Genomic DNA, 15,412 nt, shown 5'->3' with positions numbered 1-15,412 from the left:
GTGACTCCACTTAGCAGGTTCGGCTTGACGACGCACGTATAACACACGTGTAATTTCAGTGGGGTCGTTCGTACGGAGCGCATCAAATCGCTACCGGACGGACAAACACGCCTTCCGCGTGGGGGGTTGCGCCGGCTGCCGCGCCGGTGCGCGATAAGGAGGCAACTGGATGGACGGCCGACTCGAGGTGGCCGACCTGCTCGGAAATGCTCCGGAGTGGCAAGAGCGAGCGCTCTGCTCGCAGACCGATCCGGAGGCGTTCTTTCCCGAGAAGGGCGGCTCGACCCGCGAGGCGAAGCGGATCTGCTCCCGGTGCGAGGTCAAGGCCGAGTGTCTGGAATACGCACTCGGGCACGACGAACGGTTCGGGATCTGGGGCGGGTTGTCCGAACGCGAACGGCGCAAGTTGAAGCGTCGCGTCGCCTGAGCGGCCGCGCCCGGGTGGTGGGGGCCGCCCGGGTCAGGCCAGCCTCGTCGGGATCGACGTGTGGCCGCCTGTCGGGGGACGGGTCTCAGGCCAGTTCGTCGGGATCGACGCCGAGCAGGTTCGCGACCTGCTCGATGATCACGTCGTGCACCAGGTCGGCGAGATCCTCGCGGTCTATCGCGCGGAACTCCAGGGGGCGGCGGTAGAGCACGATCCGGGGCGGCACCTCTTGGCGTCCGGGGCGCCCGGGCAGCAGCCGGGCCAGCGGGACCTCACCGTCCTCGAGTACGTCCGAGTCGTAGACGTTCAGGTCCGGCGGTACGTCCTCGACCGCGAACTCGACTCCGGCCAGTTCCTTGGCGAACCGCCGCTCCAGGGTCTCCACGGTGTCCAGGACCAGGTCGTCGAAGATCTCCGATTTGGTACGGGCCAGCGGGACGGTGGCCGGAACGAGCCGACCTCGCAGCCCGCGCCCGTGCCGGTCCCGGTGCGACCGGCGCCCGGATCCCGGCCGGCGGTTCTCCGGACTGGTCATCTGCACCCCGCTTCACTCGTCGTGGACGACCGCCCACGACGACAGGGTAGACCTGGTCCGATCAAGATCGGCTCGGGGATTCGGTCGTGTCGGAGCGGGCCGCCCGGAATGTGATCACCGCTACCGGCGTGTCGCATGCCCAAGCGTGGTGGCGGAGCCGGTAATGGAGATACCGTGCCGCCGTGAGGTCACCACGGCGTTGCTCCCGCAACGGCTGCCCCCGACAGGCCGTAGCCACGCTGACCTATGTCTACAACGAGTCCACAGCCGTGGTGGGTCCGCTGGCGGCCTTTGCCGAGCCGCACACCTACGACCTCTGCGAGCCGCACGCCAGGAGCCTGACCGCACCCCGGGGCTGGGACGTGGTCCGGCACGAGGGCGAGTTCGAGCCGCCCCCGCCGACCACCGACGACCTGGTGGCGCTCGCCGAGGCGGTACGCGAGGCGGCCCGCCCGGCGCCGCCGCGCCCGGACGAGATCGAGAGCGACCAGCATCCCGGTCAGCAGACCGGACGGCGGGGGCACCTCCGGGTCATCCCGCCCAGCTACTGACCGAATCGGTTACCGGGTTCCGGGTGCCACGGCCGCCAGCTCGGCCACGCTGCCGGCCATGATCGTGCGTACGTGTGCGGTTATTTGCTCCAGCGGCCAGTCCCACCAGGCCAGCGCCAGCAGCCGGGCGACGTCCTCGTGGCCGTACCGGCGGCGGATCAGTCGCGCCGGGTTGCCGCCGACGATGCCGTAGTCGGGTACGTCGTCGACCACCACCGAACCGGAGGCGACGATCGCCCCGCTGCCGATCCGGACCCCGGGCATCACCATCGCCTGGTAGCCGAACCAGACGTCGTGGCCGACCACCGTGTCGCCCCGGCCGGGCAGGCCCGTGATCAGGTCGAAGTGCTCAGCCCAGGAGCCGCCCATGATCGGGAACGGGAAGGTCGACGGCCCGTCCATCCGGTGGTTGGCGCCGTTCATGACGAACCGGGTGCCCTCGCCCAGCGCGCAGAACTTCCCGATGACCAGCCGCTCCGGCCCGTAGTGGTAGAGCACGTTGCGGGTCTCGAACGCGGTCGGATCGTCCGGGTCGTCGTAGTAGGTGAACTCCCCGACCTCGATCAACGGGGAGGTGACCAGCGGTTTCAGCAGCACTACCCGAGGCTGCCCGGGCACCGGGTGCAGCACGGTCGGGTCGGCGGGAATCCCCGGCATGACGGATCAGCTCCTACGGCGAAGGCGGGTAGGGCGAGGGCGGGTCGGGTGGCGGCGGAGTCGGGTGGCGGCGGAGTCGGGTGGCGGGCCGCCGTCGGCTGCCCGGCTGGCAGGCATCTCTCTCTCTCTCTCTCGGCGGTGATACCACCGAGTCATCATGATGACTCGGTGGTATCACGCTCGTCCGGCATATATGCCGGCCGGCGGCCCTGTGTCGGGTCGGCGGAGCGGCCCGACGTCGGATCGGCAGGTGGCGGCCCGACGCCGATCGGCGGGCGGCCCTGGGGAGCCGGGTCGGTGTCGGCCACGTGTGGACACTTCGGGACGTCCTGGTGACCTTTTCGATGGGAGCTACAGATCCCGAATCGCCGAGATGATGCGGTGCGTGTGTGCCGAGTTTGAGCAGTTCCAAGCCTTTTCTGGGCAGTTGGCCGTGTCGGGCGGACATAGATGTGCATCGTCGATATGTTGGCCCGGACGATCCGACCTCTCGAAAGGCGGCCCGGCTATGAACGAGGTGCTTCGGCTGGCGATGGCGACGGCGGGGGAGACCGCCGAGTCCCTGGCCGAACGGGTGGGTGTGGACCCGAAGACCGCCGGGCGGTGGCTCTCGCCCGGCCGCGTCCCGCATCCCCGGACCCGGGTGGCGGTGGCCGCCATCCTCGGTCGGGAGCCCGCCGAGCTATGGCCCGACCCGTTCCGGCGCCGGGACATGCCGTGGTTCCGGCCGTGGGCCGAGGTCGAGAAGGAAGCCATCGCGCTGCGGTCGTACCAGCCGCTGATCGTGCCGGGGCTGCTCCAGACCGAGGGGTACGCCCGGGCGATGCTGCGGGTCGGCGGGCTGCTCCCGGCCGACCAGGTGGAGCAGATCGTGGCCAGCCGGCTGAAGCGGCAGGAGATCCTGACCGGCGACAAGCCGCCGCAGCTCGTCGCGGTGCTGGACGAGGTGGTGCTGCGCCGGCTGCTCGGCGACCGGGCGGTGATGCGGGAGCAGTTGACCCACCTGGCGGCGGTGGCCGAGGAGCCGCACGTGCAGGTCCGGGTGATCCCGTCGGATGTGCCGTGGCACACCGGGCTGGCCGGGCCGTTCGTGCTGGCCCGGCTGGACGACGGGACCGAGCTGGCCTATCTGGACAACCAGCTACGTGGCCAGATCCTCCACGATCGATCCGACATTGCTAGCCTGGGAAAGCGGTGGGAGAGCCTCACCGGTGAGGCGCTGCCCCGCCGACCGTCGATCGACCTGATCAGGGAAGTGGCGAAGACATGGACATGACCGGCGCCCGGTGGCGCACCTCCAGCCGGAGCAGCAACAACGGCGGCGACTGTGTCGAGGTGGCGGACAACCTGCCCGGCCGGGTGCTGGTGCGGGACAGCAAGGACCGCGACGGTGCCACGCTGAGCTTCGGCCCGGCCGCGTGGCGCGCCTTCGTCGGGCTGGCCAAGCACCGCTGATCCGTACCCGGGGATCGAAGTCCGGCCGGGCGCCGGGGCGCCGGGCTGCCTCCGGGCCGTCCGCCGCGCCGGCTACGGCCAGACCGCGAGTTCGTACAGTTGGGTCACCCCTCTGCCGTCCGCTTGGGACAGCCGGAGGTACCTGGCGTCGATTCCGGGCGGCAGGGTGACCGCCAGGAAACGCGGCTCGCCGGCCTCGGCCCGCCGCGACCAGGTGATTCCGTCGTCACTCGTCTCGATCACGACCGGGCTCGAAACCGACAAGCGATGCGCGAACACCGCCGCGATCGGACGGCGGACGCCAAGGTCGATCTGCACGAAGGTGTTGGCACGGCAGGGTTCCGCCGATTCGGTCGCCCGAGGGCTCGGCGAGGCGCCGGAGCTGTTCCTTTCCAGGCACGACCGGAGCCGATAGGGCCGCCCGTACCTGCCGTCGGTCAGGGAGCACGGTACGAGGGGTTCCGGCTCGCCGCGGCGGCCGGCGACCGCGCATCCCGCGCCGCGGGACTGAGGCGGTTCGAGGGCTCCGACCAGGCCGACGCGCTGACTGTCGTACTGCGTGGTGAACTCCGTGCCGTCGTCCGTGACCTTGAGGGTGGCGGTGACGTGGAGGTGGCCGCGTAGATCCCCGATCGCCCGTGCGTCCAACGATCCGCCCGGCTTGACGCCGTCGGCGACCCACACCACGTCGTTGCCTTCGGTGCCGGAGGTCGCGGTGACCGTGTACCTCGGGGGTTTCCGGTTCTTCGGACCCGGACGGTCCGACCAGTCGAAGCTGACCCTGCTGGAGTCTGGCCGGACGACCAGGTCCGCCGGCTCCCAGAAGGTGAGCGGGGGAACGGTGATGGCAGTGCGACGGACCTTGAACCGGGCCTGGACGGCCGGCCCGCTGGCGGTCTCGCCCTCGCCCGGAAGCCGGGCGCTGATCGCCATCGTCGACGCGGTGTTGAACGTTCCCCGGGTATCCCGGCCGGTGAGCCGGAACGTGTAGGTGCCGGTATCGTCGGTCTTCACCTTCCGGGCGTCCTTGCACAGCTCCACGGCCTCGGTGAGGCAGAGGAGCCCAAGACTCGTGACGGTGGCCAGGATGCCGCCGATGACCTCTCCCGCGTCGGCTTCCTTGAGCAACATGACGTTCACCCCGGCCGCGGGTGTGCCGTCGGCTCGGGTCAGCCGCCCGGAGATGGTCACCTCGGCGTCGTCCGGAACGCTGCTGGTGGTGGTGGTGCAACCCGCGACGAGCAGGGCGACCAGGGTGGCAACGGTGAACGACCGGCGGCGGAGACGGGCGGGGCGGCAGGGGTGCATGGCGGGATCGTATATACCAGCACACACCCGCGTGGGGCGTCGTACGGTCGCATGTCAGGATCTGCGTCTGAGTGGATCTCCCGCGACGCCTCCGGCCAGCGGGTCGACCCGTAGGCCCCCGCCCCTCGGCACACGAACCCGGAGGAGCCGCACATGCGTGATCGCCCGCATCCCCTGCCGCCGCGGCTGCCCCGGCGGACGCTGCTGCGCGGCGTGGCCGGCTCGGCGGCGCTGCTGGCGACGACCGCGCTGGCCGGCTGCGGCACCAGGGGGGCCCGGCAGACCGAGTCGAGCTGCGCCAGCGAGGACCTCTCCGGCACCGAGAAGACGCTGGTCTTCTCGAACTGGCCGCAGTATCTGGACGTGGCCGAGGACGACGAGTCGAAGCGGCCGACCCTGGAGGCGTTCCAGCGGCGGTCCGGCATCCAGGTCAGCTACACCGAGGACATCAACGACAACAACGAGTTCTTCGGCAAGATCCGTAACCAGCTCGCCGCCTGCCAGCCGATCGGCCGGGACATCATCGTGCTCAGCGACTGGATGGCGGCCCGGGTGATCAACCTCGGCTGGGTGCAGCGGCTCGACGCGGGCCGGCTGCCGCACGTCGGCCGCAACCTGCTGACCTCGCTGCGAAACCGCTCCTACGACCCCGACAACGTGCTCGCCATCCCGTGGCAGTCCGGGCTGGCCGGGCTGGCCTACAACGGCCGGGTCACCGGCGAGGTGCGTACCGTGGACGAGCTGCTGACCCGGCCGGACCTGAAGGGTCGGGTGACCGCGCTGGCCGAGATGCGGGACACCATGGGGCTGCTGTTGGCCGCCGGCGGGCACGACCCGGCGAACTTCACCCCGGCCCAGTTCGACGAGGCACTGGAGAAGCTGCGCCGGGCCGTCGAGAGCGGGCAGATCCGCCGGTTCACCGGCAACGACTACGCTGCCGAGCTGGCACGGGGCGACATCGCGGCCTGCGTCGCCTGGTCCGGCGACGTCATCCAGCTCGCCGCCGAGGACGCCCGGGTACGCTTCGTCGCCCCCGACTCCGGGGTGATGCTCTACTCCGACAACATGCTGGTGCCGAACCGGGCCACCCACCGGGCCAACGCCGAGGCGCTGATGGACTACTACTACGAGCCGGCCGTGGCCGCCCAGCTCGCCGCGTACGTGAACTACATCTGCCCGGTGCAGGGTGCGCAGGCCGAGATGGAGAAGATCGACCCGGAGTTGGCGACCAATCCGCTGATCTTCCCCGACGCGGCACTACAGGCCCGATCGAAGGTGTTCATGTCGCTGGACGAGGCCCGGGAACGCGGGTACGAGTCGAAGTTCCAGCAGGTCATCGGGGGTTGACGCCGATGGTCGTCGAGGAGCCGTCCGGGGCGCTGCGGCTGGTCGGGCTCAGCAAGCGATTCGGCGACGTCACCGCCGTGGACCGGCTCGACCTGACCGTACCGGCCGGCTCGTACTTCGCCCTGCTCGGGCCCTCCGGCTGCGGCAAGACCACCACGCTGCGGATGGTGGCCGGGCTGACCGAGCCGACCGGCGGCCGGATCCTGCTCGGCGACGAGGAGATCACCCGGCTGCGGCCGTACCGGCGGCCGGTGAACACGGTGTTCCAGAGCTACGCGCTCTTTCCGCACCTGGACGTGTTCTCCAACGTCGCGTTCGGGTTGCGGCGGCGACGCGTACCGGACGTGGCCGGGCAGGTGCGCCGGATGCTGTCGCTGGTGCAGCTCGACGGGTACGAGCGGCATCGGCCGGACCAGCTCTCCGGTGGGCAGCAGCAGCGGGTGGCGCTGGCCCGGGCCCTGGTCAACCGGCCCCGGGTACTGCTGCTGGACGAGCCGCTCGGCGCGCTCGACCTGGCGCTGCGCCGCCGGATGCAGGGCGAGCTGCGGCGGCTGCGCGCCGAGGTCGGCGGCACCTTCGTGCACGTCACACACGACCAGGAGGAGGCGATGACCCTGGCCGACACGGTGGCGGTGCTGAACGCCGGCCGGGTCGAGCAGCTCGGCACCCCGGCCGAGCTGTACGAGTTCCCGGCCACCGCCTTCGTGGCCACCTTCCTGGGCCGGTCCAACCTGCTCGCCGGCACGGTGACCGGGCGCAGTGGTGACGACCTGCTGGTCGAGGCGTACGGGCGGCGCTTCTCGGTGCCGTCGGCCCGGGCCAGGGTCGACTCCGGTGCGGCGCTGCTCGGGGTACGGCCGGAGAAGGTGCGGCTGGCCGGCACGCCGGAGCAGGTGCCGGCCGGGCACCAGTGGCTGGACGGGACGGTCGGCGATGTCGGCTACCTCGGGGTCGGCACCGAGTACTCGGTGCGGAGCGCTGCCGGGGTCGAGCTGTCGGTCTTCGCCGCCGCCGACGGGGAGTCGGCCCGGATCCCGGTCGGCGCGCCGGTGGTGGCGCACTGGCATCCCCGGCACGCCTTCCTGCTCGACGGCGGGACGGCCACGGTCCCGGCGGTGCGGGCGGGGCGGGAGTGAGCCGGTCCGGGCGCGGCCGGGCGGTGCCGTACCTGCTGGTGCTGCCCGGGCTGCTCTGGCTGGTGCTCTTCTTCCTGGCCCCGGCGGTGCAGCTCGGCGCGACCAGCCTCTACGACCCGGCCGGCTCGCTGACCACCGGGTACGCGATGACCTGGTCGTGGCGCAACTACCCGGACGCGCTGGCGGCGTACGGCGGGCAGCTCGGCCGCTCCTTCGGGTACGCCGGGCTGGCGACCCTGCTGGCGCTGCTGCTCGGCTATCCGCTCGCGTACGTGATCGCGCTGCGCGCCGGGCGCTGGCAGCACCTGCTGCTGGTCTGCGTGGTGGCGCCGATGTTCACCAGCTTCCTGGTCCGGACGCTGGCCTGGAAGACCATCCTCGCCGACGGCGGCGCCGTGGTCGGGCTGCTGCGCGCGGCGCACCTGCTCGCCCCGGACGGCCGGCTGCTCGCCACGCCGGTCGCGGTGGTCACCAGCCTGACCTACTGCTACCTGCCGTTCATGGTGCTGCCGCTCTACGCCAGCCTCCAGCGGCTCGACCCCCGACTGCTGGAGGCGGCCGGTGACCTCTTCGCCCGGCCGGCCCAGGTGTTCCGGCGGGTCACCCTGCCGCTGTCGATGCCCGGGGTGGTGGCCGGCACGCTGCTCACCTTCATCCCGGCCACCGGCGACTACATCAGCGCCGAACTGCTCGGCACGCCCAACGAATACATGATCGGCAACGTGATCGACGCGGCCTTCCTGGTCCGGCTGGACTATCCGCAGGGCGCCGCCCTGTCGGTGCTGCTGATGGCGGCGATCCTGGTGCTGGTGGTCGGCTGGCTGCGCCGGGCCGGGGCTGCGGAGGTGCGGTAGCGGTGGGGGGCAGGTTCGGGCGGTTCGTCGCCGACCACTGGGTGCTGGCGGTCGCCGCGCTGGTGCTCGGCTATCTGCTGTTGCCGGTCGCGGTGGTGGCCGGGCTGTCGTTCAACCAGCCGTCCAGCCGGCTGTCGTACGACTTCGCCGAGTTCACCCTGGACAACTGGCGGGACCCGTGCGCCGGCCCGGGGATGTGCGCGGCGGTGCTGCGCAGCGTACAGATCGGGTTCGTGGCCACGGCGATCTCCACCGTGCTCGGCACGCTGATGGCGTTCGCGCTGGTCCGACACCGGTTCCGGGGGCGGGCCGCGGTCAACGTGCTGGTGCTGGCCCCGGTCGCCACCCCGGAGGTGGTACTCGGCACCTCGCTGCTCGCCCTGCTCGTCGCCGCCGGGATACCGCAGGGCTTCTGGACCGTGGTGATCGCGCACGTGATGTTCTGCGTCTCGTTCGTGGTGGTCACCGTCCGGGCCCGTTTGTCCGGAATGGACACCCGGCTGGAGGAGGCGGCGATGGACCTGTACGCCACCGAGTGGCAGGCGTTCCGCCGGGTCACCCTGCCGCTGGTGCTGCCCGGCATCGTGGCCGCCGCACTGCTCGCCTTCTCGCTCTCCTTCGACGACTTCGTCGTGACCAACTTCAACTCCGGCACCACCGTCACCTTCCCGATGTACGTCTGGGGAGCCAGCCAGCGTGGCATCCCGCCCCAGGTGAACGTGGTCGGCACCGCGATGTTCGCGGTCGCGCTGCTGATGTTGGCCGCCAGCCGCCTCGGCCGGCGGAGCACCCGCCGCTCTGGTTAGGCTGGGCCGCCATGGAGCACCGTCATCTCGGCCGCAGCGGCCTGCTGGTCAGCGAGATCACCTACGGGAACTGGCTCACCCACGGCGAACTGGTGGCGAGAGAGGCGGCGCTGAGCTGCGTACGGGCCGCGCTGGATGCCGGGATCACCACCTTCGACACCGCCGACGTCTACGCCCGGGGCGCCGCCGAGGAACTGCTCGGCGAGGCGCTGCGCGGAGTACGCCGGGAGTCGGTGGAGATCGCCACAAAGGTCTGCCTGCCGGTCGGCGACGCCCCCAACGACCGGGGCCTGTCCCGCAAGCACGTGCGGGAGTCCTGCCACGCCTCGCTGCGCCGGCTCGGCACCGACTACGTCGACCTCTACCAGGCGCACCGCTTCGACGACCGGACACCACTGGCGGAGACCTTGCCCGCCTTCGAGGAGTTGGTCCGGCAGGGCAAGGTGCTCTACGTCGGCGTCTCGGAGTGGACGGCGGCGCAGATCCGGGCCGCGCTGGACGTCGCCGCCGAACTCGGGCTGCGTAACCGGATCGTCGCCAACCAGCCGCAATACAACATGCTCTGGCGGGTGATCGAGCCCGAGGTGGTGCCGCTGTGCGAAGCGGAGGGGATCGGCCAGATCGCCTTCCAGCCGCTCGCCCAGGGGGTGCTGACCGGCAAGTACCGGCCCGGCCAGGCTCCGCCGGAGGGTTCCCGGGCGGCCAGCGGCGGCCGGGCGCCGACGTTCATCCGGCGGGTACTCGGTGACCGGCTGCTCCAGCAGGTCCAGGAGCTGCGCCCGATCGCCGACGAGGCCGGCCTCTCGATGGCCCAGCTCGCGATCGCCTGGACGCTGCGGCGGCCCGCCGTCAGTACCGCACTGATCGGGGCGTCCCGCCCGGAACAGGTCACCGAGAACGCGGCGGCGGCCGGGGTACGCCTCGACGACGCGCTGATGCGCCGGGTCGACGAGACGCTGGGCGACCTGGTCGAGACCGACGCTGGCAAGACCGCGCAGATGATGGCGGTCAAACCCGACTGGGCCGCCCCGGCACCGGCGCCCGCCGGATAACCCGCCGCCGGACTGCGGCACCGGACAGGCCCGCCGCCGGACAGCGATGCCGGACAGCCCGGTGCCGCCCCGACGTCAGGCGACGAGTTCGCGGACCGTCCGGGTCACCGTGCTGAACCCGGTGGCGGCGAGGAAGGCGAGGTAGTCGGCGTGGTCGGCGTCGGCGTAGTCGAGCAGCCGGGTCACCTCACCCAGCCGGAGCCAGGCGGCGGCCTGGCCGAGCAGCCAGCCGCCGATTCCCTGCCGCCGGTGCGCCTCGGCGACCCATAACTCCCCGACGTCCGCCCAGCCGCCGAGCCGGGACATCCGGGTTCCGGTGTCCAGGTTGGTGTCCACCTCCACGAAGCCGAGCACGGCCTCGTCCCGTACCGCCGAGATCCGGGTTCCGTTGCCGCCGACGGTCCGGACCGGGGCCAGCCCGGCCAGGGGTGGCGGGCCGGACCGCAGCAGGTCGGCGACGTCGGCCACCAGCACGACTTCGGTACGCCCCTCGGCGCGGAACCCGGCCCGCCGGTAGATCGCGGCGACGTGCGGCCACTGCTCGGGTACGCCGTACACGCCGGGGGCCGGCAGGGCGCCGTCGGCGTACCGGGGGTTGGCGTTCCAGCGGGCGAACTGGGCGAGGCAGGCGGCGGCGAGCAGGTCACCGGCCTCCGACGCGTCCGGCCAGTACGGCGCCTCCGGCCAGCAGACCAGCCAGCGGATCTCACCGGCACCCCGGTACCGCTCCGCCACGTCCTCGTCGCGCCGGTAACGCAGCAGCAGTGCCGCCGCCACGATCCGGCCGCGCTGCTCGGCGACCAGGGCCACCCGCTCAGCCACCCACGGGTCGACGACGAACTCGCCGGGCTCCCGTTCGAGTTGGCTGAGCAAGCCCTGCACCGACACGGAGACGTTGGGGAGTACGGCACCGATGTGCGCGTTGACCAGGGCGGTGACCTGCTCCCGGTCGGAGCGGACGAACCGGCGTACCGAAATGGACGACATGCGGACCTCCACGCGTGGACACGACGCGAACTGGGAGAACCCGCCACCGGTGCGGTACGCCGACCAGGATATCAAGCACGGCGGGCCGTACCCTCGATCCGTGGGCGGCGCTCGGCGGCCCGGCGCAGCACCCGACGGCCCGGAGAGGCACGGCATGAAGGTCATCCTGTTCGGCGCGACCGGCATGGTGGGACAGGGCGTGCTCCGCGAGTGTCTGCGCGACCCCCGGGTCGGCAGCGTGCTCGCGGTCGTCCGCACCCCGACCGGACAGCGGGACCCGAAGCTGCGTGAGCTGGTCTGGACCGACTTCCTCGACTTCACCGGTGCGGCGGAGGAATTCGCCGGGGCCGACGCCTGCTTCTTCTGCCTCGGGGTTTCCTCGTTCCGGATGAGCGAGGCCGACTACACCCGGGTCACCTACGACGTGACGATGGCCGCCGCCCGAGCGCTGGCGGACGCCAGCCCCGGGCTGACCTTCGGCTACGTCTCCGGGCAGGGCGCCGACAGCACCGAGCGGGGCCGCATCATGTGGGCCCGGGTCAAGGGCCGGACCGAGAACGAGCTGCTCCGGCTGCTGCCGAACGCCTACGCCTTCCGGCCCGGCTTCATCCAGCCGCTGCACGGCATCCGGTCCAAGACGCGGTTGTACCGGGCCCTCTACGCGATGGTCGCGCCGCTCGCGCCGGCACTGCGGCGGGCGTTTCCGCGTGCCGTCACCACCACCGAGCAGATCGGGCTGGCGATGCTCGGCGTCGCCGAACACGGCTATCCCCGGCGCGTGCTGGAAAACCGGGACCTGACCACCTTCGGCGACCGGCCGGGCGGCGCACGGGCGTAACGGGCACGGGGCTATCGGGCCTGGGCCGACGGGACGGCTCAGTCGAACCAGTCGGGGTCGGCCGCCCGGATCAGCGTGGCCAGCTTCGCCCGGTCGTGGAAGGCGGCCTGGAGCAGCCCGCCCAGTTGCCGCAGGGCATCCGGGTCGGTGCCGTAGGCGACGAAGGTGCCCGCCTCCGGGTCGTAGCGCAGCCGGTCGGCGAGCTCGGGGGCGTCGCTGCGCACCACCGACCTGGCCACCGCCGTCCAGTCGTAGCCGTTGCCGACCTGCCCGTCGGCCTCGAAGACGTCGGAAACGTCGACCATGCTGGAGTCGCTGAGCATCAGGCAGTAGTTGCCGGGGTTGTGGTCGTACTCGAAGAACTTGAGCGGGCTGAAGGAGTTGTCGGCATCGGTCACGCCAGGATCCTAGACGAGTAGTTCCGTGGGGACCTGGCTGATGACCCGACTGGCCGATGAACGCCCGGATGCCGCACCCGACGCCGATGACAGCGGCCAGCGATCTTTGACACAATCGCCGAATGACACTGCCACCCCGGCCGGCTGCGCCTGAACCTTCTGATGAGGTTCCGCAGGACGCTGAGGTCGAGGCGCCACCGACACCGAAGCGCAAAACCGCAATCATCGTCGGCGTGATCGCCGCGGTGCTGATGCTGTGCCTCTGCGGAGGATGCCTGGTCGTGGTGGGCGCCGTGACAATCTCCAGTCGCGCGGGTACTCCCGAGGCGGGCACTTTCCCCTACTCGGCCACGCCAATAGAGGCGTCACCATCGAGGACAACCACTCGCCCCACGCCGACCCCAGATCCCACCCGCGAAGCGTTCGAGGACATCTCGGCCGGCGACTGTCTGGACGCATACATGGACCCGTACGACGCCAGCGAGTGGAGCGAGGACGTGCCGAACGCCGTCGACTGCGACCGCACGGACGCCTACGTGCGGGTGACCAGCGTGGAGGAGAGCGCCAGTGACTGCAACTCCGATGCCCTGGACGCGGAAACGTGGTGGAAATACTCCGCCGGAGGGAATGCGATCTACCTTTGCTTGGAGCGTCAACTCCGCGTAGGCGAATGCTTCCTGGCCGAGGTGAGCGAAGAGGATGCGAAACGCGTCGCCATCAGCCGCCACGGCCTGATGACCTCGTGGCAATGCGGCAAGGGCACCGTCCCCAGGGATTTCGACTACATACTCCAGGTCACCGCGCTCACCAACGGCGACTGCCCAAGAAACTCCCGTTACTGGGACGACTTCCGCGGTGGCAAGCTGTGCGCCCGGGTCGTCTGAGGAACCTCGGCGCCGAAACGGCGTCGTCCGTTCTCGCCTCAGTAGGGCATTGCGGGAATGGCGCCCATAGCCGACGAGCAGGAACCCGATCCCCGCGGTGGCTGGGATGTGATGCTCGCCCGCTCCGACGCCGGGCGGTGCGGGATCAGGGCGTGTCTGCCTTGAGTCGGTGGATCCGTTGCCGCAGCGTCTCTTCGGCCGACGGGGGCTGTAGGTCGCCTCGCTCGCGGCGCCATCGGGCGAACGCCAGGTCCAGCTGTGCGGCGTGTAGGCGTTTCATCCGCGTGTACGCCGCAGGGCTGGTCCACAGTAGGGTGTCCAGCCGCATCCGGAACCGTCGCGGGGCGTCCACCAGCACGGAGACTTCGGCCGGAGTGATGGCGCCCAGCGGGTTGGCCGCTTCAGCCAGCAGTTGCCGGTGCAGCGACCGGGTTTCGTGGCGTAGTGCCATGATGACGAGGAAGAGCAGGACGGCGAAGGCCGGGCCCTTGAGGACGATCAGATTCACCGGCTGCACGACGAACAGTTGGAGCGTCGGATGGTCCGACTCCCAGTAGAAGTGGCCCATCGCGCAGATGTCCCAGACCAGGTGGACGGCGACGGCGAAGGCGAAGCCGCTAGCGACGCAGATGGCTCGCCGTCGCCAGCCGGTGAGCTGCGTGGCCAGTCCCACGCCGGCGCCGATGATCCCCGTGTACGTGGCGTGGCTGACCAGCAGCCCGGTGACCTGCCGGTACCAGTGCTGGTAGAGGACGGTGTCGAAGCCCTGTGCCATGTAGAGCACCGACTCGGCGAACTGGAATCCGAGGCCGACGCAGGCGCCGACGACAATGCCGCCGAGCATGCCGTCGATCCGCCGCCAGGCGAGCAGCACGATCGCGGCGACGCCGGCGCCCTTGACGAGTTCTTCCGGGATTGCGGCGGCTGCCGAGTGGCCGATGATCGTCGCGGTGCCGGGCAGCACCTCCGCCGTGATAGCGATGTGCAGCATGACCTCGACCATCTGGGTGAAGTACGAGGCAACGAAGAGTCCCCAGGCGAAGGCGACGAGGACCAGCCACCACGGTGGCTTTCGGTTGCGCTGCAAGCGACGGAACGTCCACAGTCCAAAGAAGGTCGTGGGAATGCTCAGCAACGCGCCCCGCCAGGCGATTCCGATCTCCAGGACAACGGTGAGGACCATGAGGATCGCGGGCACGCCGAACACCACCCCGCTGCCGAGCACGCACGCAAGGAAGCGGGTACGCCGGGAGCTGCTTGACGCGAAGACGACGGCGACGGCGACCGCGACGGCGCTCGCGGCGAGCAGGGCGATGCCGATCACCACGAGGTTGATCGCGCCGAGGGTTCGCAGCGAGTTGTCGTCGTCCCGGACGACGGCGATGAGTGCTGCGGTGGCGATGAGCGCCAGCAGGCCCCCGCCGATCGCGACGGCGGCTCCGAGGCGGTCGAGCCGGTACGCCGTCGGATCCTGCGGCGTCGGCGTCGGCGCCGGCGCGGGCGGTGTGGGTTGGGCGGGCGCGTGTGGTGCGGACAGCAGCGAGGTGGCGGGCGGCCGCGCGTGCACCGAGGGTGAAGGTGGCGCGTCCCCATGGGCCGGCGCGGCGGGCTCGGTCGACTCGGCCGGCTGCGCGGCGGGCTCGGCCGGCTGCGCGGCGGGCTCGGCTGAAGCGCCCGGGCCGGCCGGCCCGGGCGCTGCCGGGGGCACCGACGGCCGCGGACCAACTGCGGTCATCGCTCGATCTCCACATGCACCCAGGCGAGCACCTCGACCACCCGGTCGTCCTCGACGGTGGCCAGCACGAACTGGTAGTCGCCGGCGGGCACCGCAGAGGTGGTGCTCAACGGCACCGGACCGCTGCGGAGCTTGCCGAGATCCGGCAGGTCGACGCTGTTGGTCTGGTGGCCGAGCGCGTCGTACCAGGTGGCTCGCACGGCTTTCCGAGGACCGGTGTCGACCGCATTCCCGTCCACCGTGGCAACCGGAATCTGACCTTTCTGGAATACCGTCCGTGAGACTTGCGAGAGGCGGGCGTTCGCCGGGTCGTATGCGTAGAACCGGATCGGCAGGTGAGAGGAGCGTTGCGGCGCGGTCGGCCAGGATACGGCGAGGACGACGGTCGCGGCGATGAGGACGACGGCCGCGACCAGGCCGAGGATCGTCATCACGCGGACTG

18 protein-coding genes are annotated in these 15,412 nt (G+C 71.0%); 11 read left to right on the top strand and 7 right to left on the bottom strand.

Annotation, left to right across the window (positions count from 1 at the left end):
• Window positions 1–169 precede the first annotated feature (169 nt).
• Window positions 170–427, top strand: a complete 258-nt coding sequence (locus ACSMXO_RS37335; protein ID WP_101367926.1) for a WhiB family transcriptional regulator — start codon at window positions 170–172, stop codon at window positions 425–427.
• Window positions 428–512: 85 nt separating this feature from the next.
• On the opposite strand, the gene ACSMXO_RS37330 is transcribed toward ACSMXO_RS37335, so the two are convergent.
• Window positions 513–962 carry a metallopeptidase family protein gene (locus ACSMXO_RS37330; RefSeq protein WP_101367925.1) on the bottom strand — a complete coding sequence of 150 codons (450 nt, stop codon included), beginning with the start codon at window positions 960–962 and terminating at the stop codon, window positions 513–515.
• A gap of 182 nt (window positions 963–1,144) precedes the next feature.
• Between ACSMXO_RS37330 and ACSMXO_RS37325 the strand changes: the two genes are divergently transcribed.
• Window positions 1,145–1,513, top strand: coding sequence for a DUF3499 domain-containing protein (locus tag ACSMXO_RS37325; protein ID WP_346259320.1), 369 nt, complete (start codon window positions 1,145–1,147; stop codon window positions 1,511–1,513).
• A 9-nt stretch (window positions 1,514–1,522) separates the two neighbouring features.
• Here ACSMXO_RS37325 and ACSMXO_RS37320 read toward each other — a convergent pair whose 3' ends face one another.
• Window positions 1,523–2,170 carry a CatB-related O-acetyltransferase gene (locus ACSMXO_RS37320; protein WP_346259321.1) on the bottom strand — a complete coding sequence of 216 codons (648 nt, stop codon included), beginning with the start codon at window positions 2,168–2,170 and terminating at the stop codon, window positions 1,523–1,525.
• Window positions 2,171–2,678: 508 nt separating this feature from the next.
• On the opposite strand from ACSMXO_RS37320, the gene ACSMXO_RS37315 reads away from it, so the two are divergent.
• Together ACSMXO_RS37315 and ACSMXO_RS37310 are read left to right on the top strand one after the other, a co-directional pair.
• Window positions 2,679–3,446, top strand: coding sequence for a Scr1 family TA system antitoxin-like transcriptional regulator (locus ACSMXO_RS37315; RefSeq protein WP_455415614.1), 768 nt, complete (start codon window positions 2,679–2,681; stop codon window positions 3,444–3,446).
• Window positions 3,437–3,625: a DUF397 domain-containing protein gene (locus tag ACSMXO_RS37310; protein ID WP_455415613.1), complete on the top strand. Its 189-nt coding sequence runs from the start codon at window positions 3,437–3,439 to the stop codon at window positions 3,623–3,625. Before ACSMXO_RS37315 ends, ACSMXO_RS37310 begins: the two co-directional genes overlap by 10 nt.
• Before the next feature lie 72 nt (window positions 3,626–3,697).
• Here ACSMXO_RS37310 and ACSMXO_RS37305 read toward each other — a convergent pair whose 3' ends face one another.
• Window positions 3,698–4,933: a discoidin domain-containing protein gene (locus ACSMXO_RS37305; RefSeq protein ID WP_455415612.1), complete on the bottom strand. Its 1,236-nt coding sequence runs from the start codon at window positions 4,931–4,933 to the stop codon at window positions 3,698–3,700.
• Window positions 4,934–5,086: 153 nt separating this feature from the next.
• Between ACSMXO_RS37305 and ACSMXO_RS37300 the strand changes: the two genes are divergently transcribed.
• The 5 genes from ACSMXO_RS37300 to ACSMXO_RS37280 are packed head-to-tail and all read left to right on the top strand — an operon-like array spanning window position 5,087 to window position 10,128.
• Entirely contained in the window at window positions 5,087–6,280 is a 1,194-nt protein-coding gene (locus tag ACSMXO_RS37300; RefSeq protein WP_455415611.1) for a polyamine ABC transporter substrate-binding protein, read from the top strand.
• A 5-nt stretch (window positions 6,281–6,285) separates the two neighbouring features.
• The gene (locus ACSMXO_RS37295; RefSeq protein WP_455415610.1) at window positions 6,286–7,416 is read left to right on the top strand and encodes an ABC transporter ATP-binding protein; all 1,131 of its coding nucleotides are present in this window, start codon (window positions 6,286–6,288) and stop codon (window positions 7,414–7,416) included.
• Window positions 7,413–8,270, top strand: coding sequence for an ABC transporter permease (locus ACSMXO_RS37290; protein ID WP_455415609.1), 858 nt, complete (start codon window positions 7,413–7,415; stop codon window positions 8,268–8,270). Before ACSMXO_RS37295 ends, ACSMXO_RS37290 begins: the two co-directional genes overlap by 4 nt.
• A gap of 2 nt (window positions 8,271–8,272) precedes the next feature.
• Complete coding sequence (locus ACSMXO_RS37285; protein ID WP_455415608.1) at window positions 8,273–9,076, top strand: ABC transporter permease; 804 nt, start codon at window positions 8,273–8,275, stop codon at window positions 9,074–9,076.
• An 11-nt stretch (window positions 9,077–9,087) separates the two neighbouring features.
• Window positions 9,088–10,128, top strand: a complete 1,041-nt coding sequence (locus ACSMXO_RS37280; protein ID WP_455415607.1) for an aldo/keto reductase family protein — start codon at window positions 9,088–9,090, stop codon at window positions 10,126–10,128.
• A 75-nt stretch (window positions 10,129–10,203) separates the two neighbouring features.
• Here ACSMXO_RS37280 and ACSMXO_RS37275 read toward each other — a convergent pair whose 3' ends face one another.
• Window positions 10,204–11,115, bottom strand: coding sequence for a GNAT family N-acetyltransferase (locus ACSMXO_RS37275; RefSeq protein WP_346259330.1), 912 nt, complete (start codon window positions 11,113–11,115; stop codon window positions 10,204–10,206).
• A 154-nt stretch (window positions 11,116–11,269) separates the two neighbouring features.
• Here ACSMXO_RS37275 and ACSMXO_RS37270 point away from each other — a divergent pair, with 154 nt between their 5' ends.
• Window positions 11,270–11,953, top strand: coding sequence for an epimerase (locus ACSMXO_RS37270; protein ID WP_455415606.1), 684 nt, complete (start codon window positions 11,270–11,272; stop codon window positions 11,951–11,953).
• Between the two features lie 38 nt (window positions 11,954–11,991).
• Here ACSMXO_RS37270 and ACSMXO_RS37265 read toward each other — a convergent pair whose 3' ends face one another.
• Window positions 11,992–12,351, bottom strand: a complete 360-nt coding sequence (locus tag ACSMXO_RS37265) for an immunity 51 family protein (protein ID WP_455415605.1) — start codon at window positions 12,349–12,351, stop codon at window positions 11,992–11,994.
• A 122-nt stretch (window positions 12,352–12,473) separates the two neighbouring features.
• Here ACSMXO_RS37265 and ACSMXO_RS37260 point away from each other — a divergent pair, with 122 nt between their 5' ends.
• Entirely contained in the window at window positions 12,474–13,235 is a 762-nt protein-coding gene (locus ACSMXO_RS37260; RefSeq protein WP_455415604.1) for an LppU/SCO3897 family protein, read from the top strand.
• Between the two features lie 145 nt (window positions 13,236–13,380).
• Here ACSMXO_RS37260 and ACSMXO_RS37255 read toward each other — a convergent pair whose 3' ends face one another.
• Together ACSMXO_RS37255 and ACSMXO_RS37250 are read right to left on the bottom strand one after the other, a co-directional pair.
• Window positions 13,381–14,970 (bottom strand): PrsW family intramembrane metalloprotease, encoded by a 1,590-nt coding sequence (locus ACSMXO_RS37255; protein WP_455415603.1) that lies wholly within the window; start codon window positions 14,968–14,970, stop codon window positions 13,381–13,383.
• Complete coding sequence (locus tag ACSMXO_RS37250; protein WP_455415602.1) at window positions 14,967–15,170, bottom strand: hypothetical protein; 204 nt, start codon at window positions 15,168–15,170, stop codon at window positions 14,967–14,969. Before ACSMXO_RS37250 ends, ACSMXO_RS37255 begins: the two co-directional genes overlap by 4 nt.
• Window positions 15,171–15,412 lie beyond the last annotated feature (242 nt).

It is taken from the genome of Plantactinospora sp. DSM 117369 (genome assembly GCF_053764795.1).
This window is presented reverse-complemented; position numbering and strand designations above follow the sequence as displayed.